The 23,398-nt window shown below is 53.3% G+C and carries 21 protein-coding genes; all 21 read left to right on the forward strand.

The genetic code is table 11. The features are described 5' to 3' along the window. The first annotated feature begins 15 nt into the window (after positions 1-15). Complete coding sequence (locus AUQ42_RS09885) at positions 16-807, forward strand: type III pantothenate kinase (protein WP_068518924.1); 792 nt, start codon at positions 16-18, stop codon at positions 805-807. 81 nt (positions 808-888) lie between these two features. After that, the gene (locus AUQ42_RS09890; protein WP_181848943.1) at positions 889-2,565 is read left to right on the forward strand and encodes a ribonuclease J; all 1,677 of its coding nucleotides are present in this window, start codon (positions 889-891) and stop codon (positions 2,563-2,565) included. Positions 2,566-2,711: 146 nt separating this feature from the next. Beyond that, on the forward strand, positions 2,712-3,116 hold the full coding sequence (gene mce / locus AUQ42_RS09895; RefSeq protein WP_008891215.1) for a methylmalonyl-CoA epimerase: 405 nt from the start codon (positions 2,712-2,714) through the stop codon (positions 3,114-3,116). 95 nt (positions 3,117-3,211) lie between these two features. Beyond that, on the forward strand, positions 3,212-3,451 hold the full coding sequence (locus AUQ42_RS09900) for a DUF1467 family protein (RefSeq protein ID WP_068518925.1): 240 nt from the start codon (positions 3,212-3,214) through the stop codon (positions 3,449-3,451). A 433-nt stretch (positions 3,452-3,884) separates the two neighbouring features. Further along, on the forward strand, positions 3,885-4,442 hold the full coding sequence (locus AUQ42_RS09905) for a hypothetical protein (protein ID WP_068518926.1): 558 nt from the start codon (positions 3,885-3,887) through the stop codon (positions 4,440-4,442). A gap of 199 nt (positions 4,443-4,641) precedes the next feature. Further along, positions 4,642-5,961: a proline--tRNA ligase gene (gene proS / locus AUQ42_RS09910; protein WP_068518927.1), complete on the forward strand. Its 1,320-nt coding sequence runs from the start codon at positions 4,642-4,644 to the stop codon at positions 5,959-5,961. Between the two features lie 114 nt (positions 5,962-6,075). After that, positions 6,076-7,326 carry a lipoprotein-releasing ABC transporter permease subunit gene (locus tag AUQ42_RS09915; protein WP_068518928.1) on the forward strand — a complete coding sequence of 417 codons (1,251 nt, stop codon included), beginning with the start codon at positions 6,076-6,078 and terminating at the stop codon, positions 7,324-7,326. Continuing rightward, entirely contained in the window at positions 7,319-8,053 is a 735-nt protein-coding gene (locus AUQ42_RS09920) for an ABC transporter ATP-binding protein (protein WP_068518929.1), read from the forward strand. The genes AUQ42_RS09915 and AUQ42_RS09920 overlap by 8 nt, the downstream gene beginning before the upstream one ends. A 99-nt stretch (positions 8,054-8,152) precedes the next feature. Further along, entirely contained in the window at positions 8,153-11,638 is a 3,486-nt protein-coding gene (gene dnaE, locus AUQ42_RS09925; RefSeq protein ID WP_068518930.1) for a DNA polymerase III subunit alpha, read from the forward strand. 231 nt (positions 11,639-11,869) lie between these two features. Then, complete coding sequence (gene rpsB / locus AUQ42_RS09930; RefSeq protein WP_068518931.1) at positions 11,870-12,649, forward strand: 30S ribosomal protein S2; 780 nt, start codon at positions 11,870-11,872, stop codon at positions 12,647-12,649. An 86-nt stretch (positions 12,650-12,735) separates the two neighbouring features. Then, entirely contained in the window at positions 12,736-13,659 is a 924-nt protein-coding gene (gene tsf / locus AUQ42_RS09935; RefSeq protein WP_068518932.1) for a translation elongation factor Ts, read from the forward strand. A 166-nt stretch (positions 13,660-13,825) separates the two neighbouring features. Further along, complete coding sequence (gene pyrH, locus AUQ42_RS09940) at positions 13,826-14,557, forward strand: UMP kinase (protein WP_068518933.1); 732 nt, start codon at positions 13,826-13,828, stop codon at positions 14,555-14,557. 2 nt (positions 14,558-14,559) lie between these two features. After that, on the forward strand, positions 14,560-15,123 hold the full coding sequence (frr, locus tag AUQ42_RS09945; protein ID WP_068518934.1) for a ribosome recycling factor: 564 nt from the start codon (positions 14,560-14,562) through the stop codon (positions 15,121-15,123). Between the two features lie 2 nt (positions 15,124-15,125). Next, positions 15,126-15,866 (forward strand): isoprenyl transferase, encoded by a 741-nt coding sequence (locus AUQ42_RS09950; RefSeq protein WP_068518935.1) that lies wholly within the window; start codon positions 15,126-15,128, stop codon positions 15,864-15,866. Further along, on the forward strand, positions 15,853-16,671 hold the full coding sequence (locus AUQ42_RS09955; protein WP_231856733.1) for a phosphatidate cytidylyltransferase: 819 nt from the start codon (positions 15,853-15,855) through the stop codon (positions 16,669-16,671). The genes AUQ42_RS09950 and AUQ42_RS09955 overlap by 14 nt, the downstream gene beginning before the upstream one ends. Before the next feature lie 39 nt (positions 16,672-16,710). Then, complete coding sequence (locus tag AUQ42_RS09960; RefSeq protein WP_068518936.1) at positions 16,711-17,871, forward strand: 1-deoxy-D-xylulose-5-phosphate reductoisomerase; 1,161 nt, start codon at positions 16,711-16,713, stop codon at positions 17,869-17,871. 38 nt (positions 17,872-17,909) lie between these two features. Further along, the gene (gene rseP, locus AUQ42_RS09965) at positions 17,910-19,013 is read left to right on the forward strand and encodes an RIP metalloprotease RseP (protein WP_068518937.1); all 1,104 of its coding nucleotides are present in this window, start codon (positions 17,910-17,912) and stop codon (positions 19,011-19,013) included. Beyond that, complete coding sequence (gene bamA, locus AUQ42_RS09970) at positions 19,013-21,340, forward strand: outer membrane protein assembly factor BamA (protein ID WP_068518938.1); 2,328 nt, start codon at positions 19,013-19,015, stop codon at positions 21,338-21,340. Before rseP ends, bamA begins: the two co-directional genes overlap by 1 nt. Then, positions 21,340-21,918 carry an OmpH family outer membrane protein gene (locus AUQ42_RS09975; RefSeq protein WP_068518939.1) on the forward strand — a complete coding sequence of 193 codons (579 nt, stop codon included), beginning with the start codon at positions 21,340-21,342 and terminating at the stop codon, positions 21,916-21,918. Before bamA ends, AUQ42_RS09975 begins: the two co-directional genes overlap by 1 nt. Next, the gene (lpxD, locus tag AUQ42_RS09980; RefSeq protein ID WP_068518940.1) at positions 21,918-22,937 is read left to right on the forward strand and encodes a UDP-3-O-(3-hydroxymyristoyl)glucosamine N-acyltransferase; all 1,020 of its coding nucleotides are present in this window, start codon (positions 21,918-21,920) and stop codon (positions 22,935-22,937) included. Before AUQ42_RS09975 ends, lpxD begins: the two co-directional genes overlap by 1 nt. An 11-nt stretch (positions 22,938-22,948) precedes the next feature. Continuing rightward, entirely contained in the window at positions 22,949-23,398 is a 450-nt protein-coding gene (fabZ, locus tag AUQ42_RS09985; RefSeq protein ID WP_068518941.1) for a 3-hydroxyacyl-ACP dehydratase FabZ, read from the forward strand.

Raw genomic sequence — 23,398 nt, forward strand, 5'->3', positions numbered from 1 at the left:
AGGCCTGTAAGCATCATGTTGCTTGCGATTGACGCCGGGAACACCAACATCGTCTTTGCTGTTTTTGATGGCGATACCATCAAGGGGCAGTGGCGCTGTTCAACCACCACCGAACGTACGGCCGATGAATTGGGGGTTTGGCTCCATCATCTGTTTGCGCTGGCAAATGTACCGGTTGATGCGATTACAGGTGCTATCATCGCAACTGTGGTTCCGGCTGCGGAATTCAGCCTCAAGACCCTGTGTCGCCGTTATTTCAGTGTCGAACCGATGGTGGTCGGCGATCCTGCGGTTGATCTTGATATGAAGATCATCATGGATCGCCCCAGCGAAGTCGGTGCAGACCGTCTTGTCAACGCGGTTGCGGCCCATCAATTGTTTGGCGGGCCGCTGGTCGTGCTTGATTTCGGGACGGCCACGACCTTTGACGTTGTTGATGGCAATGGTGATTATCTGGGCGGGGTGATTGCCCCTGGGGTCAACCTGTCGATCAAGGCATTGCATATGGCAGCCGCCCAGTTGCCGATGGTTGCCATCGAGGCCCCGCGCAATGTGGTCGGGAAAAATACCGTCGAAGCCATGCAATCAGGTGTCTATTGGGGCTATGTCTCGATGATTGAAGGCCTGTTGGCAAGGATCCGAAAACAGCAAAATCTTGATTACATCAAAGTCGTGGCAACCGGCGGACTTGCGCCGCTATTTGCAAAGGCTGTAGATGAAATTGAACATTTGCACGGCGATCTGACCATGTTGGGTCTTTTGATGATTTATCGTCGTAACAGCGACAAGATCGCCAAACAGGCCTGATCAGACCCGATCAGGTTTGCGCCGGGGGCGGGCACGTTTTGCGCCCCTGATCTGAGCGTCGAAAATAAAGGATTACGGTCAGTGGATTTGTATTTGCCAAAAGACGAAGTGTTGTTCGTGCCGCTTGGCGGTTCGGGCGAAATTGGCATGAACCTGAACCTTTATGGCTACGATGACCAGTGGCTGATGGTTGATATGGGGGTTTCCTTTGGCGAGGAAGGGCTTCCGGGTGTTGATGTTGTCATGCCCGACCCGTCCTTCATCGAGGACCGCAAGGACAAGCTGCTTGGTCTTGTTCTGACCCATGCCCACGAAGATCACCTTGGGGCTGTGCCGTATCTTTGGCCGCGGCTGAAATGCCCGATCTATGCAACGCCGTTTGCGGCCGAATTCCTTAAGGCCAAGCTTGCCGAAACCGATTTTGCAGATCAGGTGCCGATCCATGTGATCGAACTTGGCGGCCGGTTCAAGCTGGGCTGCTTTGACATCGAATTTGTCACCATGACCCATTCGATCCTTGAACCCAATGCGCTTGCCATCCGCACGCCCAAGGGATTGATCGTTCATACCGGCGACTGGAAATTTGATCCCGATCCCCAGATCGGCGAAGCATCCGACGTCAAAAAGCTTGAAGCACTGGGCGACGAAGGCGTCATGGCGCTGGTGTGCGATTCAACCAATGTCTTTTCCGAAGGCAAAACAGGATCAGAAGGCGAGGTCGCCAAAAATCTCTCGACCCTGTTTAAGGAACATCCGCAAGGACGCATTGCGGTTGCCTGCTTTGCGACCAACGTTGCCCGCGTGCAGTCGGTGATCGAAGCCGCGCATGAAAATGGCCGTTGCGTCGGACTTGCCGGGCGGTCGCTTAATCGCGTGACAGAAGCAGCCCGTGAAGTCGGTTACCTTACTGGCTATCCGAACCTTTTGTCCGACGAAGAGGCAATGGAAGTCCCCAAGGATCAGGTGCTTTTGATTTGTACCGGATCGCAGGGCGAACCGCGCGCGGCCCTTTCACGGATTGCCAAGGGTGACCATCCGACAGTGGAACTTGATCCGGGTGATACGGTTGTGTTTTCCGCCCGCGAAATTCCGGGGAATGAAAAATCCATCGGCTATATCCAGAATCTTTTGATCCGGCGCGGGATCAAGGTCATTACCGCCCGCGATGAACCGATCCACGTATCTGGCCATCCGGGACGTGAAGACCTGACACGGATGTATCAATTGACCCGCCCGCAAATTCTGGTGCCGGTGCATGGTGAAACCCGCCATCTGTGCGAACAGGCGGCATTGGGGGCGGAATGCCAGATCCCCGAACAGGTCATTCCCCATGACGGTACGGTCATCCGGTTGTCACCGGGCAATGCGCATGTGATTGGCGTGGCGGATGCGGGAATTCTTGCCCTTGATGGTGGCCGGTTGCTGAAACGTGATGCCGATACCATCCGCAACCGTAACCGGATTGTCTGGAACGGGGTCATGTTTGTCACCGTGGTCCTGAACCAGTTTGGCGAGATGGTGAATGATCCGATGATCACCGCGCCCAGCCTGTTTGACGAACCCGATGACCAGACGCGGCTTGATCATTTTGCGGCGGAAATCGGCAACCGGATTGATCAGCTTAATGATGACGAGGTCCTTGATGATGCGGCGGTTATCCTTGCCGTCCGTCAGGCATTGCGTCGTCCGGTACGCCAGCGCCTTGGCAAACGGCCATTGATCGAAGTCCATCTGGTGCGGGTAACCGAAAAGGGCTGATGACCCAATCAATGCGACCCTGATCACAGTCCATTGGGCGGGCGCGCGGATAATAACCCTTTCGACGAAATGGGGAATTGTCTTTTGGCGTCTGCCTATCCTAGATTGTCGGTGATCGGGCTGATCATATTCGCAGGAGCAAGACCATGATTGGACGGCTGAACCATGTCGCCATTGCCGTACCGGACCTTGAAGCAGGGATCGCGCAATATCGTGATGTCCTGGGGGCCAAGGTATCAGAGCCACAGGACGAACCCGATCACGGCGTAACCGTTGTGTTTGTCGAATTGCCCAACACCAAGATCGAATTGCTGTATCCGTTGGGGGACAATTCACCGATCAAGGGATTTCTTGAAAAGAACGCGTCGGGCGGCATTCATCATGTGTGTTATGAAGTCGACGATATCCTGGCTGCGCGCGACAAGCTTCAGGCAAGTGGTGCGCGTGTGCTCGGTGACGGGGAACCGAAGATCGGCGCGCATGGCAAGCCGGTACTGTTCCTGCATCCCAAGGATTTCAACGGTACACTGGTCGAACTTGAACAGGTCTGAGCCCGCGTAAATCATCATTTGGCATCATCCGACCAATCGGGCAGGGCACATCCATCCTGCCCGTCCTATCCGCATCACCATCAAAAGAGATCTTCATGAACTGGTTTTCGGGACTTCTGGTTTACATCGTTATCTGGTGGCTGGTGCTGTTCATGGTGCTGCCGTTTGGTGTGAAGCGGGCAGAAAATGTTGAACCGGGTCATGACAGCGGCGCCCCGCAAAAAGCCCATATGTGGAAAAAGGTGCTGGCAACCAGCCTGATTTCAGCGATCCTTTGGGTGGTTGCGGTTTTCGTTATCACCAGCGGCATGATCGAAGTCCGTCCGCCAAAATAATACCGGGTACGGTCAAACCACCAAAACAGGCCCGCCAACAGAAAACCCCGCACGAAATGCTGCGGGGTTTTGTCGTTTTATGCTGCAAGGAGAACCGGGATCAAAGCGGCGGGCAAAAAAAAAGCAAGATCACAAGGATCTTGCTAAGATGCTATTTTTATAGCTGTTTTCCCGTAATCTTTTTATGCTTCCTCCTAAGACCTGGGCTTCTTGGCACAGGTTTTAATTCGACGTCGCGCCTGCTTCTTGTATGCTTATTGGCAACAAAGCCTCCCGCAATTTTATGAGCGGCTGCGATACGCCTTCCGCAACGATCTTGCGTCGAAAGCGGAGGACTAAAAAGCCACATGTTTCAGTTTTATGCAAGCTGTTTTGACCAAACTTCACAAATGTTTCGATGCTGCAGTGCACACAGATAGGGTGAAACTAAGAGATGCATAATATTCCATTGGTCGAACCTATGTTAAGCCGTGGTTTTGGTCATAAAATCAGACTATTGGCGGCTGTCGCCGTATCATTGCTGGTGACGGGTTCGGTTTCTTCGGCATTGGCGCAGTCCGAATCCCCGCTGCCAACCAAACAGGATGAACCGGTATCCGGCGATGCCGACCCCGCGAGCGATGGTGCGGAAACCGAAAAGCCCAAAATCATCGTGTCGCGATCAGCCTGCAAGGCCCTGGTGCAGCATGTGCCCGATGATGATGTTGCCTACAAACCCGGCGTCGATGTTCACGGCAACAAGGTTGTCGGTGCCGATCTGGACGGGGGCAGCGACATCACCAAGTCCCTGCCCAAACAGATCGAATTTCCGGTTACGCTGGATTTCTTTGAATATAGCGGCATCGCAGTACCAAGCGGCATGAGCGGCGAGCAATCGGTTGGCAAAATCACCTATCGCAATGGCAGGGTGTATTTTAATGACCAGCCGCTGGGCGATAATGCCTATGATGATGAATTGATTGCGGCATGTCGTGCAGCGGGTTTCCGGTAAGCTGGCGATGGCGGAACTTTGGTCATCGCAGTTTTGCCATCATTGAAAATTAGGGTCCGCATTCAATTGCATGTGAACCTTATTTGGGCGGGGACCAGATAACCGAAGTTCCGGCTTGCGTTTCGGGCAGCTCTGTCGCATTTTCCGGGCAAGGTATTCAAACACCCAAATATTCAGATTTGATCATCACGAGGCATTGATGCGTCTTTCCCAGTTCTTCCTGCCGACCCTGAAGGAAACCCCGTCAGAAGCACAGATTGCTTCTCATCGTTTGATGCTGCGTGCCGGTATGGTCCGTCAGCTCACGGCCGGGATTTATTCATGGTTGCCGCTTGGTTACCGTGTTCTCAAAAAGATCGAGCAGATCGTTCGTGAAGAACAGGACGCCGTTGGTTGCAACGAATTGCTGATGCCGACCATTCAGCCGGCCGAGCTGTGGCAGGAAAGTGGTCGTTATGACGATTACGGTCTTGAGATGCTGCGTATCACCGACCGTCATGATCGCAAGATGCTGTTTGGTCCGACCAACGAGGAAGCGATCACCGATATCTTCCGCAAGGATATCCGCTCCTACAAGCAGCTGCCGCAACTGATGTATCATATTCAGTGGAAATTCCGCGACGAGATCCGCCCGCGCTTTGGCGTGATGCGTGGTCGTGAATTCCTGATGAAAGATGCCTATTCTTTCGATATCGATTACGAAAGTTCGCGTCACGCCTATAACAAGATGTTCCTGGCTTATTGCCGCACCTTTACCCGTCTGGGTGTCAAGGCGATCCCGATGGTGGCCGATACCGGGCCGATCGGCGGTGATTTGAGCCACGAATTCATCATTCTTGCCGATACCGGCGAAAGCGAAGTCTTCTGCGACAAGAAGTGGCTGGACAAAGATCTGAGCGGCAAGGGCGTTGACCTTAATGACCGTACTGCACTTGAAAACTGGGTGCAGGGTACGCTGGTTGACTATGCCGCGACCGAAGAAAAGCACGATGCGGACAACAGCCCGATTTCCGGCGACGACCTGATTGCGACGCGCGGTATCGAAGTTGGTCATATCTTCCATTTTGGCACCAAATATTCCGAACCGATGGGCGCGACTGTTCTGGGCCCGGATGGCAAGGAAGTGCCGGTCATGATGGGATCGTACGGTATTGGCGTTTCGCGTCTGGTTGGCGCACTGATCGAAGCATCACATGATGAAAACGGCATCGTCTGGCCGGATGCGGTTGCACCCTACAAGGTTGGTCTGATCAACCTGCGTACGGGCGATGACGAATGCGATGCCGCCTGTGAAGATGCCTATGGCAAGCTGACCAATGCCGGTATCGAGGTTCTTTATGATGACCGCGATATCCGTGCAGGCGGCAAGTTTGCCGACATGGACCTGATTGGTCTGCCCTGGCAGATCGTGATCGGTCCGAAGGGCCTTAAAAACGGTGTTGTCGAATTGAAAAACCGCAGAACCGGTGAAAAAACAGAAGTCACTTTCGAAGCGGCTCTGAATCAGATCAGCGCCTGATAGACCTTGTTCAAACGGGGCAGCGATTGCTGCCCCGTTGCCATTTCCGGTTCTGGATATATCTTAACCTGTTCAAACCGTTTCCCGACCCGCTTCCACAAGGATAGATTGCCCATGTTCAGTCCGTTCGAACGTATGGTGGCCTTCCGCTACCTGCGTCCACGTCGGCAGGAAGGCTTTGTTTCCGTCATCGCCATCTTTTCGTTGCTTGGCATCATGCTTGGTGTTGCAACGCTGATTATCGTGATGTCGGTGATGAACGGTTTCCGCGCCGAATTGCTTGGCCGTATTTTGGGGCTGAATGGGCATATTTCAGTTTATGCCCAGGGCAATGGCGGCATTGGTGATTATGCCAAGATCGAAAAGCAGATCGCTGAAAACGGCAATGTCATGATGACGGTGCCGGTGGTCGAAGGCCAGGTTATGGCGTCCAAGAATGGTCGCGCATCGGGTGCAATTGTGCGCGGCATGCGCCCCGAAGACGTCAAGAAACGCAAAACCATCGCCGACAATATCGTTTTCGGATCCCTTGATGATTTCAAGGGCGATGACACCGTGATCATGGGCGCACGTCTTGCCATGAAACTTGGGGTCGGGGTTGGCGATACGGTCAATCTGATATCGCCCAAGGGCAATGTGACGGCATTTGGTGCCGTGCCGCGGGTGCGCGCATATAAGGTCGCCGGCCTGTTTGACATCGGCATGTATGAATATGACAGCGGCTTTATCTTCATGCCGCTATCAGCAGCCCAGGTCTATTTCCGTCTGCCCGAAAAGATCACGCATTTCGAAGTGATGCTTGATGATATATCGGCGCTTGACGATACCATGGACCAGTTGCTGACAACTCTTTCCGGTGAAAGTCTGCGCCTTGTAAACTGGCAGCAATCCAATGCCGGATTCTTTAACGCGCTTCAGGTGGAACGCAATGTCATGTTCCTGATCCTGACGCTGATCATTCTGGTCGCGGCCTTTAACATCATTTCGGGCATGGTGATGCTGGTAAAGGACAAGGGGCGCGATATCGCGATCCTGCGGACGATGGGGGCAACCCGCCAGTCGATCATGAAGGTCTTTTTCCTGGCCGGGGCATCAATTGGTGTCTTGGGCACGATCAGTGGCCTGATCATCGGGGTTCTGTTCTGTCTGAATATCGAAAATATCCGTCAGTTCATCCAGAGCCTGACCGGAACCGATCTGTTTAACGCCGAGATCTATTTCCTGTCGCAGCTTCCGGCAGATATGGATGTTGGCGAAGTGGTAATGGTTTGCATCATGTCGCTGAGCCTGTCGTTCCTTGCGACCGTGTATCCGGCATGGCGCGCATCACGCCTCGATCCGGTGGAGGCACTGCGTTATGAGTGATCTTATCAAAACCACTGCTGAACAACGTTCGCGCAATGTCGTGCTGCGTCTGGAAAAGATTGATCGCATTTTCAATCAGGGTCCGGATCAGCTCGAAATTCTGAAATCGGTCGATCTTGAAATCCATCAAGGCGAAATTGTTGCGCTTGTCGGTCCGTCGGGTGCGGGCAAGTCAACGCTTTTGCAGATTGCCGGACTTTTGGAAAAACCCGATGGCGGGCTGGTTTCCATTGGTGGAAAGCGTAGCACGGATCTGTCGGACCTTGCGCGGACCGAAATGCGCCGGAACCATATCGGCTTTGTGTATCAGTACCATCATTTGCTGCCGGAATTTTCGGCCTTGGAAAATGTGGTCATGCCGCAAATGATCAATGGGCTGAAACGGTCCGAGGCCGAAGAACGCGGTCTCGAACTTCTGCGGTGCCTTGGTCTGGAAAAACGCGCCGATCATCGTCCGGCACGTCTGTCAGGTGGTGAACAGCAACGCGTTGCCATTGCGCGTGCACTGGCCAATGTGCCCGATGTGCTGTTTGCTGATGAGCCGACCGGTAACCTTGATCCGCATACTGCCGATACGGTGTTCGGCATGTTGATGGCACTGGTGCGTGAAACCGGTCTGGCGTCGCTGATAGCGACCCATAACCCGGAACTGGCGCGCCAGATGGACCGGGTTGTGACCCTGCGCGATGGTCATCTGGTCGAACTTGACCGGGCTGAACTTTCCTAATCGGTCAAAATTCTTTAAGCTGATTTCCAGCGTCGCTTCGCATTTTAGCAAGGCGGCGCTTTACCTGCCTTTTGTCTTATTTTCCGGGGTTAGACTTCGATGGAAAACGGTTTCGTCCATCTTCGTGTTCACACCAACTATTCGCTTGCCGAAGGTGCCATCACGACGAAGGAGCTTGCCAAACTTTGTGCAGCCGATGGCCAGCCCGCCGTTGCGATGACCGATACCGACAATATGTTCGGTGCTCTTGACTTTGCCGGCGCACTGAGTGGCGGCGGTGTGCAGCCAATCCTGGGTGTCCAGATGGGGGTTGAACGGTTTGGTGACAAACCGGCCGTTGGTAAAATTGCCCGTGAACCGATGCCAGATCGACTGGTGCTGATTGCCCAGAACAAGGAAGGTTATTTCAATCTTCTGAAAATCGTCTCACGCGCCCATATGACGTCCGAAGCCGGGAGCGAGCCCAAGGCGCTTTATGACCATATTCGGAAATATTCCGGACATATCATCTGTCTGACAGGCGGTCCGACCGGTCCGCTGGCCCGCTTGCTGGCCGATGAACAGGTTGAAAAGGCCGAAGAATGTCTTGCGCAGCTCAAGGATATTTTTGGCAACCGGCTTTATATCGAACTTCAACGCCATGGCGAGGAACTGGAAGATCTGGTGGAGCCTGGGCTGATCAAGCTTGCCTATGATCATGACGTTCCACTGGTTGCGACCAATAACTGCTACTTCCCGTCGGCAGATATGTATGAAGCCCACGACGTCTTCATCTGTATCGGGCAGGGGGCGGTTGTCGGCCAGGAAGATCGCTGGAAACTGACGCCCGATCATCGGTTTAAAACCGCAGCAGAAATGCGCGAACTGTTTGCCGATATTCCCGAAGCCTGTGACAACACACTTCTGATCGCCAAACGCTGCTCATGGCATGTCGAAAAAATTGACCCGATCCTGCCGCCATTTGATTGCGGTGAAGGCCGGACAGAGGTCGACGAGCTGCGTCACATGTCAGAAGAGGGGCTGAAAGGCCGCCTTGAAAAATATGTCTTTACCGAAGACATGTCGGATGCCGAAAAAGAAGAAATCGCCAAACCGTACTGGGAACGTCTGGATTATGAGCTGGGCATCATCAACCAGATGGGGTTCCCGGGCTACTTCCTGATCGTTGCCGACTTTATCCAGTGGGCGAAGGACCATGATATTCCGGTTGGACCGGGTCGTGGTTCGGGTGCCGGTTCGCTGGTTGCATATGCGCTTTTGATTACCGACCTTGATCCTTTGCGTTTCTCTTTGCTGTTCGAACGTTTCCTTAACCCGGAACGTGTGTCCATGCCCGACTTTGACGTCGATTTCTGTCAGGACCGGCGCGGCGAAGTTATCGAATATGTGCAAAAGAAATACGGCCATGACCGCGTGGCCCAGATCATCACATTCGGTAAGTTGCAGGCAAAGGCAGCCGTGCGCGACGTCGGGCGTGTGTTGAGCATCCCGTATGGTTATGTCGATAAAATCTGTAAAATGATCCCGGGCGACCCGGCCAAACCGATCCCGCTTAAGGAAGGGATTGATATGGAACCGGATTTGCGGCGTATTGCGCGCGAAGACCCGGACATTGACCGATTGCTGTCGATCGCAATGCAGATCGAAGGTCTTTATCGTAACTCCTCGACCCATGCCGCCGGTGTTGTGATTGGTGACCGCGATCTTGACGCGCTGGTCCCGCTTTATCGTGATCCGCGCTCGGACATGCCGGTAACCCAGTTCAACATGAAGTTCGTTGAAAATGCCGGTTTGGTGAAGTTCGACTTCCTGGGGCTTAAGACGCTGACGGTGATTATCGAGGCCGTCAACCTGATGCGTCAGCGCAAGGACGTCCCGCAAAACTTTGATATCGGGGCTATTCCGCTTGATGACCGTGCGGCGTTCAAGCTTTTGTCTGCAGCAGAAACGGTTGGCGTGTTCCAGCTTGAATCCCAAGGGATGCAGGACGTGTTGCGCGGCCTGAAGCCAGATACGCTAGAAGACATTATCGCTGTTGTGGCCCTGTATCGTCCGGGGCCGATGGATAACATTCCCCATTACATCGCGCGTAAGCACGGTCAGGAAGAACCTGACTATATGCATCCGATGTTGCAGCCGATCCTCGAAGAAACTTATGGCATCATGATCTATCAGGAGCAGGTCATGCAGCTTGCCCAGATCATGGCGGGTTATTCGCTTGGTGGCGCTGACCTGTTGCGTCGCGCAATGGGTAAGAAAATCGCCGAGGAAATGGAAAAACAGCGCGGGCTGTTTGTTGATGGTTCCGAAAAGAACGGCGTCGATCGTGCCCAGGCGTCTGATATCTTTGATCAGGTCGCAAAGTTCGCATCCTACGGCTTTAACAAATCGCACGCGGCAGCCTATGCGCTGGTGGCGTATCAGACTGCCTATCTGAAGGCGAACTATCCGGTCGAGTTCATGGCTGCTCTCATGACGCTCGATATGCATAACACCGAAAAACTGGCGGTGTTCAAGCAGGAGGTCGAACGGCTTGAGATCGAAATTCTGCCACCATGTGTGAACAATTCCCAGGTGGCGTTTTCGGTTGAAAACCATGACGGGGTTCGCAAAATCCGATACGCGCTGGCGGCGGTTCGAAATGTCGGTGATGCGGCGATGGAAAGCCTTGTCGCCGAACGCGAAGCCAACGGTCCGTTCAAGGACATTACCGATTTCGCGTCACGCATCGACAGTCGCGCTGTCAACAAACGTCTGCTTGAAAACCTTGTGCGGGCAGGGGCGCTTGATTGTCTGACGCCCAACCGCAAGGTCATGTTTGAAAATGTCGATAAGGTGATTGCCGTTGCGCAGCGTGAAATGCAGGCGCGCAATGATGACCAGATTTCGATGTTTGGTGATAGCAGCGGCTTTGGCAAGGACAAGATCCGCCTGCCTGATGATCGTGACTGGGTGCCGATGGAAAAACTGACCGAGGAATTTTCCGCCATCGGTTTCTATCTGTCAGCGCATCCGCTTGATACATTCGGCAAAAGCATCCAGCGGATCGGTATTGCCCCGATCAAGGAACTGCCCGCGCGTATGCGTGCCCAGAACAAGGGCGCCATTCGTCTTGCCGGGACATTGATCAATGCGCGTGAAATGATTTCAAAAAAGAACGGGTCAAAGTTTGCCTTTGTCATGTTCTCGGACCCGACCGGAAGCTTCGAGGTTGCCTTCTGGGCAGAAGCATGGGCGGCTTATAAGGAAATCATCAATGCGGGGCGGCCCGTTCTGTTGATTGTGGCAGCAGAAATGCGCGAAGGACAGTTGCGCATTCAGGGACAGCGCGTTGAGGATCTTGAACAGGCTGTTGCTGGCGCGGCCGAGGGTATCCGTATTCGCCTCAACCGTCCTGACCCCGTGCCGGAAATTTGCCAGCTTCTTGCCGATGCTGGCAAGGGACGGGGGCTCGTGACGCTTTCATCTGTTTGCGATGACGGTCGCATGGCCGAAATTGAACTTGAAGACAAATACAAGGTCGGGCCGTCACTGATCGGTGCGATTGGCGCAATTCCGGGTGTGGAATTCGCCGAAGAAATCTGATGATTTGACGTCGAAACTGTCTGCGTGTCGGGCAAAGGTTCCCGGATCGCGCAGAAATGCGTACTTTAGGGCTTGCATTCTTGTCGGGACGGGATTAAAACCCGCCCCGAACATCGCACGCGAAAGAGCGGCGACTGCCGTCATATGGCAACTCGTCCATCCGGTGTTTCATGCATGAGGCATGAGATTCCCTTTCGCGGAGGTATTAACCGGAAAAAGGTAGGAACTATTATGGCATTGCCAACCTTTACCATGCGCCAGCTCATGGAAGCTGGTGTCCACTTTGGTCACCACACCCGCCGTTGGAACCCGAAGATGAAAAAATTCATCTTTGGTGCACGTAACGACATCCACATCCTGAACCTGCAGGAAACCGTTCCGATGCTGCATCGCGCGATGCAGGCAGTTCGTGACGTAACCGCTTCTGGTGGTCGTGTTCTTTTCGTCGGTACCAAGCGTCAGGCTTCCCCGATCATCGCAGACGCTGCAAAGCGTTGCGGCCAGTACTATGTGAACCATCGCTGGCTCGGCGGCATGCTGACCAACTGGAACACCGTTTCCAACTCGATCAAGCGCCTTAAAGAACAGGAAGAAATCCTGTCTTCTGGTGCAGAAGGTCTGACCAAAAAAGAAATCCTGAACCTGACCCGTTCGCGCGACAAGCTTGAGCGCGCGCTTGGTGGTATCAAGGATATGGGTGGTCTTCCGGACATCATCGTCGTGGTCGACACCAACAAAGAATCTCTTGCCATCCAGGATGCCAAGAACCTGAACATTCCGGTCGTTGCAATCCTCGACTCCAACTCTGATCCGGCAAACATTCAGTACCCGGTTCCGGGCAACGATGATGCGATCCGTGCGATCCAGCTGTATTGCGATCTGTTCGTCGGTTCTGTTCTGGACGGTATCCAGGAAGAAATGACTGCTTCTGGCGCAGATCTCGGCGAAGCGGAAGAAGTTCCGGCCGAAGCAGCTGCCGCAGCTGACGCTGCAGAAGAAGCTTCCGCATAAGTTTCATTTTGTACCTGATGAAACGGCGGCTAGCATGCCGCCGTTTTGTTAGGTGTTCACCTGATCGCGTAATAGGGGCTTAAAAAATGGCTATTACCGCTGCTCTCGTAAAAGAGCTTCGCGAAACCACCGGCGCTGGCATGATGGATTGCAAAAAAGCGCTGTCTGAAACCGATGGTAACCTTGAAGCAGCTGTTGACTGGCTGCGTACCAAAGGTCTTGCTGCTGCTGCCAAGAAAGCTGGCCGTGTTGCTGCCGAAGGTCTGGTTGCTGTTGCTGTTGACGGCACCAAAGGTGCAGTTGTCGAGCTGAACTCGGAAACCGACTTCGTTTCGCGTAACGAAGACTTCCAGAAATTCGTCAGCGAAATCGCAGTACAGGCTGTTTCGGCAAATGGCGACATTGATACCCTTAAAGCTGCTGCTTTCCCGGGTACGTCGCGTAACGTCGAAGAGCAGGTTACCCACATGATCGCCACCATCGGCGAAAACATGTCCCTGCGTCGTTCGGCTGGCCTGTCGGTGGAAAAAGGCGTTGTTGCGTCCTACATCCACTCGGCTGTTGCTGCAAACCTCGGCAAGATCGGCGTTCTGGTTGCTCTGGAATCCGAAGCTGATGCTGCTGTTCTCGAAGGCCTGGGCAAACAGATTGCAATGCACATTGCAGCAACCAACCCGGCATCGGCAACGGTTGATGATCTGGATCCGGAACTGGTCGAGCGTGAAAAAGCCGTTCTGACCGAGCAGGCCAAAGAATCCGGCCGTCCGGCAGAAATCATCGAAAAGATGATCGAAGGTCGTATCCGTAAATATTACGAGCAGGTCGTTCTGGTTGAACAGACCTTCGTTATTGACGGTGAAAGCAAGGTCAAAGCCGTGATCGAAAACGCTGCCAAAGAAGCTGGTAAGCCGATCACCCTGAAGGGCTTTGTTCGCTTCGAACTCGGTGAAGGCATCGAGCGCGAAGAAAAAGACTTTGCTGCTGAAGTTGCTGAGCAGCTGAACAAATAAAACATCTGATCGGAATGGTGCGTTCGTCATCATTTCGTGTATGATCCAGACCGGCGAGGTCGGCAGCGCATATCCGCCCTGTTACTCGCCGGTCTTTTTATATCTGAATTTTGCATTTCCCGATCCGGGGCAGTGCGCTACATCGGCATTTAAGAGGCATTGAGATATGGCAGAAAACGGCCAACTGAAATTTCGCCGCGTTCTTCTTAAGCTCTCGGGTGAGGGGCTTTTAGGGAAACAGCAATACGGAATTGATCCTGAAACGGTTGACCGGATTGCCAGCGAAATCAAAGCCGTTCATGACATGGGTGCCGAAGTTTGCATGGTGATTGGCGGCGGGAATATTTTCCGCGGCGTCAAGGGCGCCTCACAAGGGATGGAACGCGCAACCGCCGACTATATGGGCATGCTTGCGACCATCATGAATGCGCTTGCGGTTCAGAACGCGCTTGAGCGCCACGGGGTTCAGACCCGTGTGCAGTCCGCGATCCCGATGTCCTCTGTTTGCGAACCCTATATCCGCCGTCGTGCTGTTCGTCACATGGAAAAGGGCCGCGTCGTCATCTTTGCTGCCGGGACGGGCAACCCGTTCTTTACCACCGATACCGCTGCTGCTTTGCGTGCGGTTGAAATGGGCTGTGATGCCCTGCTTAAGGGGACGCAGGTTGACGGTGTTTATACCGCAGACCCGAAAACGGACCCGACTGCAGAACGCTATGATCAGCTGACCTATATGGAAGTTTTGTCCAAAGATTTGCGTGTGATGGATGCATCGGCTATTTCTTTGGCACGCGAAAATGATATTCCGGTTATCGTATTTTCTTTGCATAATCCGGGTGCCTTTGCAGACGTTGTTACTGCGAAGGGGACGTTTACGATTATTTCGAATGGAGACTGAACGTGTCTGACGTTGCTGGCCTAAAAAAGGACCTGTCCCGCCGTATGGAAGGGGCTGTCGAAGTGTTGCACAAGGAATTCACCGGTTTGCGGACCGGACGCGCCAGTGTGAGCCTTCTTGAGCCGGTCATGGTTGAAGCCTATGGCGTTCCGACCCCGCTGAACCAGGTGGCGTCTGTTAGCGTTCCCGAGCCGCGTATGCTTTCGGTTCAGGTATGGGATAAGTCCATGGTCAAATCCGTTGAAAAAGCCATTCGTGATTCGGGTCTTGGCCTGAACCCGGCTGCTGACGGAACTCTCGTGCGCGTGCCGATTCCGCCGCTGAACGAAGAACGTCGTGCTGAATTGTCCAAAGTTGCTGGCAAATATGCCGAACAGGCCAAGATTTCCGTACGTAACGTCCGCCGTGACGGTATGGACCAGCTCAAAAAATGGGAAAAAGACAGCGAGATTTCCAAAGACGAGCTGCACAGCGAAGAAAAAGAGATCCAGAAGCTGACCGACAAGGTCATCGGTGAGATCGACGAAGCGCTGTCGCACAAAGAACAGGAAATCATGCAAGTCTGATTATGGCTGTGCTTTCTTCGCAAACCCAACCGTCAGATACGCAAACTGTCCCGCGTCACGTTGCCATCATCATGGATGGCAACGGGCGCTGGGCGCGTAGCCGCGGGCGGCCTCGTACAATGGGGCATCGCGCGGGCGTCGAGGCCGTGCGTCGCACGATCGAGGCATCTGTCGAGCTCGGTATCGATTATCTGACGCTGTACGGTTTTTCGACCGAGAACTGGAAACGCCCGGAAAGTGAAGTAAGTGACCTGATGGGCTTGCTGCGCCTGTTTATCAAGCGCGAGCTTTCCACCTTGCAGAAAAATGGTGTGAAAATCCGGATTATCGGTGACCGGTCGCGGTTTGCAGATGATATCCGTGCTTTGCTTGATAAGGCTGAAAGCGCAACCAGTGGCAATTCGCGGCTTAATCTTACAATTGCACTAAGCTATGGCGCGCGTGCCGAATTGACCCAGGCGATGCGTGAAATTGCCAAAAAGGTCGCATCCGGGGAAATTTCGGCAGACGCGATTACCGAAGATCTGATTGAACAGAACCTGTCGACAGTCGGGATCCCTGATCCTGATTTGTTAATCAGGACCAGTGGCGAACAGCGTATCAGCAATTTCCTTTTGTGGCAGTCCGCCTATACAGAATTCGTTTTCGAAGACGTATTGTGGCCGGATTTCGACCGTAACCATCTGGAAAAAGCCATTGACAACTTTGCCGGACGGGAGCGGCGTTTTGGTGCAGTCATCTGAAACCGAACGTCTCAAAGATAATAATTCCGGATTGAAACCGCGCATTCTTTCTGCGCTGGTTATGACCCCGGTGGCTGTTGCCGCTGTGTGGTTTGGATCACCATATTTCGATATTCTGCTGTTTGTTTTTTGCGCGGGCATGATGTGGGAATGGTCGCGCATGTGCGCGCCGGCAAACTATAATGGCATCTCGGTTGTTGCAGCTGTGGCACTTGGTGTTGCGATGTTGATGCAAATGACCGGCCAGGAAGAATATATCGTGATGCCGCTTGCCATCAGCGTCATTATTGGCGCTGCCCGGTCGGGCAAGAATTGGTTCATTGCCGGTTTTGGCATTCTGTATGTATCGCTTGCTGCATTGGCGGCACTTTGGTTGCGCAATCAGGATCATGACGGATTGCTGACCATCATGTGGTTGTTCTTCCTTGTCTGGGCCACCGATACGGGGGGCTACGCTTTTGGAAAGATGATCGGCGGGCCGAAGCTTGCACCGCGTTTCAGTCCGAAAAAGACGTGGGCGGGGCTGATTGGTGGTATGGTGTGTGCGGGGTTGATTGGCGCAATTGTCACCTATTTCAGTGCCGATGCAATCAACTGGATGATTGTTGGTGTCAGCATGTTGCTTGCTGTAGTCGCACAGATTGGCGATCTTGGTGAATCGGCGCTCAAACGTCGGTTTGCAGTCAAGGACAGCAGTAACCTGATCCCGGGTCATGGGGGCTTGCTTGATCGCGCTGACGGGATGCTGTCGGTATTTCCGGTTGCCTTTGTTATTATCTGTTTCGCAGGGCTTGCGCTGCGATAGGGCGGTTGAACCAGCGACCGCTTTTTTTACAGGTGTTTGATGAGTTTGAAGAAATCCGTCAGTGTTTTTGGCGTGACCGGTTCAATCGGGACCAGCACGGTTGATATTCTCAAAAGCCATGCGGACAAATATAGCGTCGATGCGGTGACAGCACACCGCAATGTTGAGGCTTTGGCGCAAATCGCCAGGGATCTGTCGGCAAAATTCGCGGTGATTGGCGATCCTAACCTTTATGATGAGCTGTGCGATGCGCTTGCCGGATCGGGTGTCGAAGCCGGTGCAGGTGAAAGTGCCCTGATTGATGCCGCTCAGCGCCCGTCCGATATTGTTATTGCTGCTATTGTTGGTGCTGCCGGCTTGAAGCCGACATTGGCGGCTATCCGCCGCGGGGCACGTGTCGGGTTGGCCAACAAGGAAACCCTTGTCTGCGCTGGTGCCCTTATGACGGCAGAAGTCGCGCAACATGGGGCGACACTCATTCCGGTTGATTCGGAACATAGTGCTATTTTCCAGGTTCTAGAAGACCGTCCGGAACACCAGGTTGATCGCATATTGCTGACGGCTTCAGGCGGACCGTTTCGCGAATGGTCCCTGGACAACATGAAGTCGGTGACCCGTGCACAGGCGCTTGCCCACCCAAATTGGGATATGGGGGCGAAAATCTCAATCGACTCTGCGACGATGATGAACAAGGGGCTGGAGCTGATCGAAGCCTGGCATCTTTTCCCGGTACCGGAAGACAAGATCGAAATTGTTGTTCATCCTCAATCGGTTGTGCATAGTATGGTCGAGTATTGCGATGGTTCGGTACTTGCGCAACTCGGTTCACCGGATATGCGAACCCCGATCGCCTATGCGCTGGCATGGCCGGAAAGGATCAAGGTCGATGTACCTCGTCTTGATTTTGCCACGATCGGAGGGTTGAACTTCCAACAACCGGATACAGAACGCTTTCCTGCATTGCGTTTGGCACGCCAGGCCTTGCAGGAAGGTGGTACACTGCCTACTGTCCTGAACGGCGCAAATGAAGTTGCGGTTGAGGCCTTCTTGCGCGATCAGATAGGGTTCCTGGATGTTGCGGGAATTGTCGAGACTGTGATGAACAAGATCGGCAGTCATCGATTGACCGATCTGGAACAGGTGTTTGAGACAGATGCGATGGTGCGCCGTGAAACGGCTGCCTGTATCGCTGCTGTTTAAGTTGAAATTTCCGGTTTTTCCGGACAAGGGACGTCTTGATGGAAACCTTACTTGCCTTTCTTTTTGTTCTGTCGGTTCTCGTGTTCGTTCACGAATACGGTCACTATTGGGTCGCCATCAAGAACGGGGTCAAAGTCGAAGCATTTTCCATTGGTTTCGGGCCGGAATTGTTCGGCTGGAAAGATAAAAAAGGTACGCGCTGGAAAGTAAGCCTGATCCCGCTTGGCGGTTATGTGAAGATGTTTGGCGACATGAACCCGGCAAGTGCCGGTCAGCGCGATGATCTTGATGCCGAAGAAGAAAAATACGCCTTCCATCACAAAAGTGTTGCTGCACGCGCAGCCATCGTGTTCGCCGGACCGTTTGCAAATTTCATCTTTGCCATTGTTGTCTTTACATTTTTGTTTGCCGCTGTTGGCCAACAGCGCGCGCTGCCGGTTGTTGGGGATGTGCTTGACGACAGTCCGGCTGCGACCGCCGGCTTGCTCAGTGATGATCAGATTACGGCAATTGATGGTGAAAGCGTTCAATGGTTCTCTGAACTCTCGGAAATCGTTCGTGCCCATCCGGCGCAAACACTTTCGGTTACGGTTCTTCGTGATGGCCAGCAGATCGATCTTTCTGTAACGCCAGAGGCAATCACTGCTGATGAAAGCGGTCAAACTCAGACCTTTGGACGTCTCGGTATTACAGCAGGGGCCTTTGACACCAGTCGAGACGGCGTGATCGATGCCGTAAGCCGGGCGTTTGAGACATTCTATTCGCTGACAACGCAAACTTTTGCCGCCCTTGGTGAAATGATCAGCGGTGATCGCGATAGCTCTGAGCTTGGTGGGCCGATCCGGATTGCACAGATGTCGGGGCAGGTGGCCGAAGGGGGCCTGGGACCTCTTCTGTTCTTTATGGGCTATCTTTCAATCAGTCTTGGGTTGATCAATCTGATGCCGGTACCTGTTCTTGATGGCGGGCATCTTGTGTTTTACGCGATCGAGGCAATTCGCGGTAAGCCATTGGGGGCAAAAGCACAAGAATATGGTTTCCGTATCGGCGCTGGTTTGGTATTCAGCTTAATCATTTTCGCAACGTGGAACGATTTGACGCAATTGGGTGTCTTCAGTTTCCTCAAAGGACTTGCTGGCTAATGAATGACAGCAACAGGGGGGTTAACTTGCTGCGTAAGGTAAAAGCGGCCGCACTGGCTGCGGCACTGCTTGGCGGTACAGCGCCAATTGTTATTCCGGTGGCAGCATATGCCCAACAGAATTCCGGCCTGATTCGCGAAATTCAGGTCGAAGGCAATAATCGAATTGAAAGCGGTACCGTCAACGCGTATCTGACCGTTGCGCCCGGTGATTCCTATGACGCCCGCCAGATCAATGATTCCCTGAAGGCATTGTTCTCGACCGGTCTGTTTGCAGACGTGTCGTTCAGCTTCAACCAGGGTGTGTTGAAGGTAAACGTTGTTGAAAACCCGATTATCAACCGCATTGCATTTGAAGGTAACAATCGTCTGAAAGACGACGTTCTCAGTGCCGAGTTGCAGTTGCGTCCGCGTGTTGTTTATACCCGAACCAAGGTTCAGGCAGATGTCCAGCGTATTCTGGAATTGTATCGCCGAAGCGGGCGTTTTGCGGCAACTGTTGATCCCAAAGTCATTCAGCTCGACCAGAACCGCGTTGATCTGGTCTTTGAAGTTGATGAAGGCGAAGCAACCGGTGTTCGCAAGATCAATTTCGTCGGCAACAAGGCGTTTGATGACGGTGAGCTTTCCGATGTCATCCGTACCACCGAAAGTGCGTGGTGGAAAATTCTGACATCCGATGACAACTACGATCCCGATCGTGTGACCTTTGACCGTGAATTGCTCCGTCGCTTCTATTTGTCGGCGGGGTATGCCGATTTTCAGGTTCTGTCATCTGTGGCGGAACTGACGCCGGATCGTTCCGATTTCTTCATCACCTATACGGTGAGCGAGGGACAGAGATATCGTTTTGGCGATGTAAAGATCGTATCGCAGATCGACAAAATCGATGCGGATTCCCTGTTGCCATTGATCGAGATCGAAAAAGACGAATGGTATAACGCGACCATGGTCGATGATGCTGTTGATGCATTGACCAACAGTGTCGGCGATCAGGGCTATGCCTTTATCGATATCCGCCCGAGTGTTCAGCGCAACCGTGAAACCGGTACCATTGATCTGACCTTCACGATTGCCGAAGGACCCAAGGTCTATGTCGAACGGATTGATGTTGTCGGCAACGTTAGGACGCTTGACGAAGTTATTCGACGTGAATTCCGTCTGGTTGAAGGCGACGCATTCAGCAGTTCGAAAATGAAGCGTTCAAAGCAGCGTATTGAAAACCTGAACTTCTTCAAATCGGTTGATGTCAAAACCCTTCCGGGCCAGACGCCGGATCAAACCATCCTTGAAGTCGATGTTGAAGAAAAATCGACCGGCGAATTTTCAATCGGGGCAGGTTACGGCACGGATAACGGTGCTTTCGGGCAGTTGGGTATTCGTGAACGCAACCTTCTTGGTAAAGGCCAGGATCTGCGACTTAACTTCACTTTGGGTTCCACGGATCAGCAAATCGATTTGTCCTTCACCGAGCCTTATTTCCTGGATCGTGAAGTCGCCGCCGGTTTCGATGTTTATCGTCGTGAAGAGGATAACCAGGACGAAAGCTCGTACGATGAAGAGCAGACTGGTGGACGTCTTCGTGCCGGCTTCAAATATACCGAAGACCTGTCTCATTCGTTCCGCTACACGCTTGAGCAAAACAGCTATTCCGACATCGACGAAGATGAAGCATCCCGGCTGCTGTTGGCAGAAGAAACCGAATTTGTTGAATCCGCCATTGGTCACACGCTGACTTATGACAAGCGTGACAGCGCCGTCGCCCCGACCGAGGGCTATTTTGGGCGCTTGTCCAACGATTTTGCGGGCCTTGGCGGGGACGAGACCTATCTCCGTACGCGACTTGAGGGCGGTTATTACTATCCCCTTGATCGCGAGCACGAATGGGTTCTCTCGACCCGTGCCGGTACCGGTTATATCTTTGGTATCGGTGATGACACCCGCATTTCCCAGCGCTTTATGGTTGGTGGTTCCAACCTTCGCGGTTTCGAATCCGCCGGTGTAGGCCCGCGTGATATCGCAACAGGTGACTCCCTTGGTGGCAAGATGTATTACACCGGGTCTGTCCAGATGGACTTCCCGCTTGGTTTGCCGTCCGAGTTTGCCCTGAAAGGGCGCGTATTCAGTGACTTCGGCTCATCCGAAGGCGTTGACGGTGCGCGTGCCGGTGAAATTTATGACACCGGGTCCATCCGTGGATCGGTCGGTGTCGGTGTTGGTTGGGAATCGCCGTTCGGCCCGATCGGTGTCGATCTTTCCCAAGCCATCCTGAAAGAAGACCACGACAAAGAGGAAGTGTTCCGACTTAACTTCGGAACCAGATTCTAATGATGAAAAAGTCGTTCCAGAAAATTCTCGTTGCGTCTGCACTCGTTTTTGGTGCCGCAATGGTTCCGCAGGCCCAGGCGCAAGAAACGCCAAATCCGGAAACCGTCGCATCGGTCATGATTGTCGATTATGCGGGCATCATGCGTGAAGCATCGGCCATGCAGGACGTCAAAAAGCAAATTCGCGAGCGTCAGGTAACCTATCAGCAGGATATCGAAACGCGTCAGCAGGCGCTGCGCGAAGAGGAAAAGCAACTGGCGCAACAGCGCACTTTGCTTGCCGCTGACGTCTATCAGGAAAAGCAAAAGCAGTTCCAGCAAAAGGTCGCAGCATTCCAGAAGTTTGCCCAGGGACGCAGCCGTGTACTTGATCAGGCGCTTGCCGAAAGTCAGGCAACTTTCCAGAAAGCATTGAACGAGGTTATTGCCGGTCTGGCTGAAGAGCGCCGCGCAACTCTCGTCCTGCATCAGGCACAGGTGATTATCTTTGCCAATGCAATGAATGCCAGCAAGGAAGTGTTTGACCGGATCAATAAAAAAGTGCCGACGATCAAGGTTGAGTTCAAGGAAGGCTCCTGATGGCTGATTCCCGTTTCTTTAGCCGCAAAGGACCATTCAGCGTCGCGCAAATTGCCGAGCTGACGGGAGCAGATGTTGTAAATGCTCCTGATCGCGACCGCGTGTTTGATGATGTTTCGCCGCTGCAAAATGCCGACAGCACGATCCTGAGCTTCTTTGATAACCGCAAATACATTGATGCGTTTATCAATAGCAAAGCCGGCGCGTGCTTTGTCCGGCCCGAGTTTGCCGACCGGGCACCAAAGGACATGGTCCTGTTTACGACCAACGATCCATATCGTGCCTATGCCAAGGCTGCGACGGCGTTTTACCCGTTCGAGACCGGAAATGGTTCCATTTCCGAATTCGCGGTTGTTGACCCGTCTGCCAAGCTTGGAAACGGCGTGCAGGTCGATGCCGGGGCCGTTATCGGTGCGAATTGTGAAATCGGTGATGGAACCATCATCGAAGCCAATGCGGTAATCGGCAAGGGTGTGGTTATTGGTGCGGGATGCCGGATCGGGGCAAATGCATCAATCAGTCACAGCCTGATTGGCAATCTTTGCCTGATTTATCCTGGTGCGCGTATCGGTCAGGATGGGTTTGGCTTTGCTATGGGCCCGCAAGGGCACGTAAAAGTGCCGCAACTGGGCCGCGTTGTAATTGGCAATGATGTTGAGGTCGGGTCGAATTCCACGATTGATCGTGGTGCGGGCCCGGATACCGTTATCGGCAATGGTTGCCGTATCGACAATCTGGTGCAAATCGGCCATAACGTCGAAATGGGTATGGGATGTGTTATCGTATCCCAGGTCGGCATTTCGGGATCGACCAAGCTTGGCAATTTTGTGGTTCTTGCCGGGCAGGCCGGGATCACCGGCCATCTTGAAATTGGCGATGGCGCCAAGGTTGCTGCCCAATCGGGTGTCATGAAAAATATCGGGCCGGGGGAAACAGTTGGCGGAAGTCCTGCTGTTCCGGTCATGGAATATCATAAACAGACGGTGGCCTTGTCCCGTCTGATACGAAAAAAGAAATAAGGGCTACACACATGACCGAATTGGTAAGTGTTGATATTCAGCGCATTCTGGAAATGATTCCGCACCGTTATCCGTTCCTGTTGATCGACAAGGTTGTCGATATTGCCGAGGGTGAATCCGCAACCGGCATCAAGAACGTAACGATGAACGAGCCGCAATTTACCGGTCATTTCCCGCAGCAGCCGATCATGCCGGGTGTTCTGATCGTTGAAAGCATGGCGCAAACTGCAGCCATCTTGGTTGTTCAGACCCTGGGTGCGGATGCCGAAGGCAAACTTGTCTATTTCATGAGCATCGATAACGCCCGTTTCCGCAAGCCGGTTACACCGGGTGATGTCATGCATATTCATGTCACCAAAAAGCAAAGCCGCGGACCGGTCTGGAAGTTCGAAAGCCAGGTCAAGGTTGACGGTCAGGTCGTTGCCGAGGCCACCATCGCCGCGATGATCCGGGATAACTGA

This window comes from Thalassospira sp. MCCC 1A02491 (assembly GCF_001613785.1).
Lineage (GTDB): Bacteria > Pseudomonadota > Alphaproteobacteria > Rhodospirillales > Thalassospiraceae > Thalassospira > Thalassospira povalilytica.

Excerpts from the sequence above, each read along its gene's own strand:
- AUQ42_RS09885 (WP_068518924.1), top strand. The coding sequence starts at position 16 with ATGTTGCTTGCGATTGACGCCGGGAACACCAACATCGTCTTTGCTGTT.
- mce (WP_008891215.1), top strand. The coding sequence starts at position 2,712 with ATGATTGGACGGCTGAACCATGTCGCCATTGCCGTACCGGACCTTGAA.
- AUQ42_RS09900 (WP_068518925.1), top strand. The coding sequence starts at position 3,212 with ATGAACTGGTTTTCGGGACTTCTGGTTTACATCGTTATCTGGTGGCTG.
- AUQ42_RS09905 (WP_068518926.1), top strand. The coding sequence starts at position 3,885 with ATGCATAATATTCCATTGGTCGAACCTATGTTAAGCCGTGGTTTTGGT.
- proS (WP_068518927.1), top strand. The coding sequence starts at position 4,642 with ATGCGTCTTTCCCAGTTCTTCCTGCCGACCCTGAAGGAAACCCCGTCA.
- AUQ42_RS09915 (WP_068518928.1), top strand. The coding sequence starts at position 6,076 with ATGTTCAGTCCGTTCGAACGTATGGTGGCCTTCCGCTACCTGCGTCCA.
- AUQ42_RS09920 (WP_068518929.1), top strand. The coding sequence starts at position 7,319 with ATGAGTGATCTTATCAAAACCACTGCTGAACAACGTTCGCGCAATGTC.
- dnaE (WP_068518930.1), top strand. The coding sequence starts at position 8,153 with ATGGAAAACGGTTTCGTCCATCTTCGTGTTCACACCAACTATTCGCTT.
- rpsB (WP_068518931.1), top strand. The coding sequence starts at position 11,870 with ATGGCATTGCCAACCTTTACCATGCGCCAGCTCATGGAAGCTGGTGTC.
- tsf (WP_068518932.1), top strand. The coding sequence starts at position 12,736 with ATGGCTATTACCGCTGCTCTCGTAAAAGAGCTTCGCGAAACCACCGGC.
- pyrH (WP_068518933.1), top strand. The coding sequence starts at position 13,826 with ATGGCAGAAAACGGCCAACTGAAATTTCGCCGCGTTCTTCTTAAGCTC.
- AUQ42_RS09950 (WP_068518935.1), top strand. The coding sequence starts at position 15,126 with ATGGCTGTGCTTTCTTCGCAAACCCAACCGTCAGATACGCAAACTGTC.
- AUQ42_RS09960 (WP_068518936.1), top strand. The coding sequence starts at position 16,711 with ATGAGTTTGAAGAAATCCGTCAGTGTTTTTGGCGTGACCGGTTCAATC.
- rseP (WP_068518937.1), top strand. The coding sequence starts at position 17,910 with ATGGAAACCTTACTTGCCTTTCTTTTTGTTCTGTCGGTTCTCGTGTTC.
- bamA (WP_068518938.1), top strand. The coding sequence starts at position 19,013 with ATGAATGACAGCAACAGGGGGGTTAACTTGCTGCGTAAGGTAAAAGCG.
- AUQ42_RS09975 (WP_068518939.1), top strand. The coding sequence starts at position 21,340 with ATGATGAAAAAGTCGTTCCAGAAAATTCTCGTTGCGTCTGCACTCGTT.
- lpxD (WP_068518940.1), top strand. The coding sequence starts at position 21,918 with ATGGCTGATTCCCGTTTCTTTAGCCGCAAAGGACCATTCAGCGTCGCG.
- fabZ (WP_068518941.1), top strand. The coding sequence starts at position 22,949 with ATGACCGAATTGGTAAGTGTTGATATTCAGCGCATTCTGGAAATGATT.